The 2,403-nt window shown below is 73.9% G+C and carries 3 protein-coding genes; 2 read left to right on the top strand and 1 reads right to left on the bottom strand.

Translation table 11 applies throughout. The annotated features are described in order from the left end of the window. Positions 1 to 125: 125 nt before the first annotated feature. Together GKQ77_RS31620 and GKQ77_RS31615 are read left to right on the top strand one after the other, a co-directional pair. Positions 126 to 305: a hypothetical protein gene (locus tag GKQ77_RS31620; protein ID WP_219692549.1), complete on the top strand. Its 180-nt coding sequence runs from the start codon at positions 126 to 128 to the stop codon at positions 303 to 305. Positions 306 to 528: 223 nt separating this feature from the next. After that, entirely contained in the window at positions 529 to 1,434 is a 906-nt protein-coding gene (locus tag GKQ77_RS31615; protein WP_219692548.1) for a Gfo/Idh/MocA family protein, read from the top strand. On the opposite strand, the gene lnt is transcribed toward GKQ77_RS31615, so the two are convergent. Next, positions 1,358 to 2,403, bottom strand: a 1,046-nt coding sequence (gene lnt / locus GKQ77_RS31610) for an apolipoprotein N-acyltransferase (RefSeq protein WP_219692547.1), incomplete at its 5' end; no start/stop codon positions are given. The genes GKQ77_RS31615 and lnt overlap by 77 nt on opposite strands.

Here is a 2,403-nt window from a genome sequence, read left to right as displayed (position 1 = left end):
TCGGACAACTCTCCCGGGTCCAGGGGCCTTTGGGGGCCGGACAAGAGGGATATGCCCCGCACGGGTGAGCGCGGCGCCTTCGTCGGCGACGCCATGACGCCATGACGCCGTGACGCCGTGACGCCATGACGCCGAGCCTCGGCCAGGGCGGCTACCAGGCCGTCGAGGGCGGCGTCGTGCTCGCCCACCACGCCGCACCCGGCGGCGACCTCGCGGCGGGCCCCGCCGGTTACAGCGCGGAACGCGTCCCCCGCACCACGGACATCGCCGCCGGGCCCCCGCGCCCCCCCGCGTCACGCACCTGACGGGCGCCCCGCTCATCGCCGTACGCGACACCCTGGTCGCGACGGCCTCGCGACTCGGCCCGCGCCTCATCCTGCGCGGCTTCGCCTCCATCGCCGACTGGAGCCCGCCGCAGGCCCCGTATGCTGCGGGAACGGCGACCCGAGCACCCCCGCGCACCGCGCGGGCGGCCGGGTCGCGAGCCAGCACAGCGGTAGGCCAGCGGTAGGCGGTAGGGAGACAGTGGTGAAGATCGGCTGCATCGGACTCGGGGACATTGCGCAAAAGGCGTACCTGCCGGTCCTCACCACCCTGCCCGGCGTCGAGCCGCACCTCCAGACGCGCACGCCCGCCACGCTCGCCCGGGTCGCGGGCGTCCACCACATCCCGGACGCGCACTGCCACACCGACCTGGACTCGCTGCTCGCGCAGGGCCTGGACGCCGCGTTCGTGCACGCGCCGACCGCCGTGCACCCGGAGATCGTCACCCGGCTCATCGAGGCGGGCGTACCGACGTACGTCGACAAGCCCCTCGCGTACGAACTCGCCGACTCCGAGCGTCTCGTGCGCCTCGCCGAGGACCGCGGCGTCAGCCTCGCCGTCGGCTTCAACCGCCGCTACGCACCCGCCTACGCGCAGTGCGCCGACCACCCGCGCGAGCTGATCCTGATGCAGAAGAACCGCGTCGGGCTGCCGGAGGACCCGCGCACGCTGGTGCTCGACGACTTCATCCACGTCGTGGACACGTTGCGTTTCCTGGCGCCGGGGCCGATCGACCACGTCGGTGTACGAGCCCGGGTCGTCGACGGACTGATGGAGCACGTCGTGCTGCAACTTGCCGGTGACGGCTTCACCGCGCTCGGTGTGATGAACCGGCTGAGCGGTTCGACGGAGGAGATCCTGGAGGTCTCCGGGCAGGACACCAAGCGGCAGGTGCTCAACCTCGCCGAGGTCATCGACCACAAGGGCCAGCCCAGCGTGCGGCGGCGCGGCGACTGGGTCCCGGTGGCCCGCCAGCGCGGCATCGAACAGGTCGTCCTCGCCTTCCTCGACGCCGTGCGCGCGGGCAAGGTGCTCAGCGCCCGGGACGCACTGGCGACCCATGAGCTGTGCGAGCGCGTGGTCCTCGCCGCTCGGACGCAGGGCGGCTGAGGTGCCCGGGGCGGTCGGGGCGCCTGAGGTGCCTGAGGCGCCTCAGGGTCCGGGTGCCTTCGGACGCGCAGAGCGCCGCGAGTACCAGGAGCGCGCCGTACAGGGGCCAGTCGCCCCACCTGACGTACGCCGTCGTCCCCTCGCCCAGCGGCACGTCGTACACCCCCGCCGCGCTCGCCGAGGTGCCGAGCCCGGCGCCGACGCGTGAGCCGTCGGGGGCGTACACCGCGGAGACGCCGGTGAGGGTGGCGTGCACCATCGGGCGGCCCGTCTCGGCGGCGCGGACCGCGGCGAGCGAGGCGTGCTGCTCGGGGGCCCAGCTGCTCTGGAACGACGACGTGGCGGACTGGGCGAGCAGCAACTGCGCGCCGTCGCGGGTGAGTCGACGGCTCATGTCGGGGAACGCCGACTCGAAGCAGACCAGCGGCCCGATCCGCGGGCCGTGCCCCGTGTCCATCACCACCTGGCGGTCGCCGCGCCTGCGGTCCTCGCCCGCTGCCTTGCCGACGGACGTGGCCCAGCCGAGCAGGGAACGCGCCGGTATGTACTCCCCGAAGGGCACCAGACGCATCTTGTCGTAGCGGTCGCCGGTCGGGCCGTCCGGGCCCACGAGCACGGAACTCTTGTATATGCCGGGCAGGTCGGAGCGGCGGGCGTCCACGTTCACCAGGATGTGCGCGCCGACCTCGCGGGAGAGCGCGGCGATGCGGCGGGCCACGTCGGGGCGCTCGGCCAGATCGAAGCCGACGCTGCTCTCGCCCCAGACGACCAGGTCCAGGTCGCGCCCCGCGAGCGATCGGGTCAGCGTCTCCTGGCGGGCGAGGCGCTTCTCGGCGCCCGCGATCCCGTTGATGACACCGGGCTGCACGACGGCCACCCGGGTGTGCCCCGCGGTTTCGGGCCGGGGGGCCCAGGACCAGGCGGCGACGGTCATGGCGACCACGGTGAACAGGCCGACCAGGGCGGGGG

Origin of the sequence: Streptomyces anatolicus, from assembly GCF_019400875.1 — a bacterium.
GTDB lineage: Bacteria > Actinomycetota > Actinomycetes > Streptomycetales > Streptomycetaceae > Streptomyces > Streptomyces anatolicus.
Note: the sequence above shows the minus strand (reverse complement) of the source record. Positions and strands in the feature narration are given on the sequence as shown.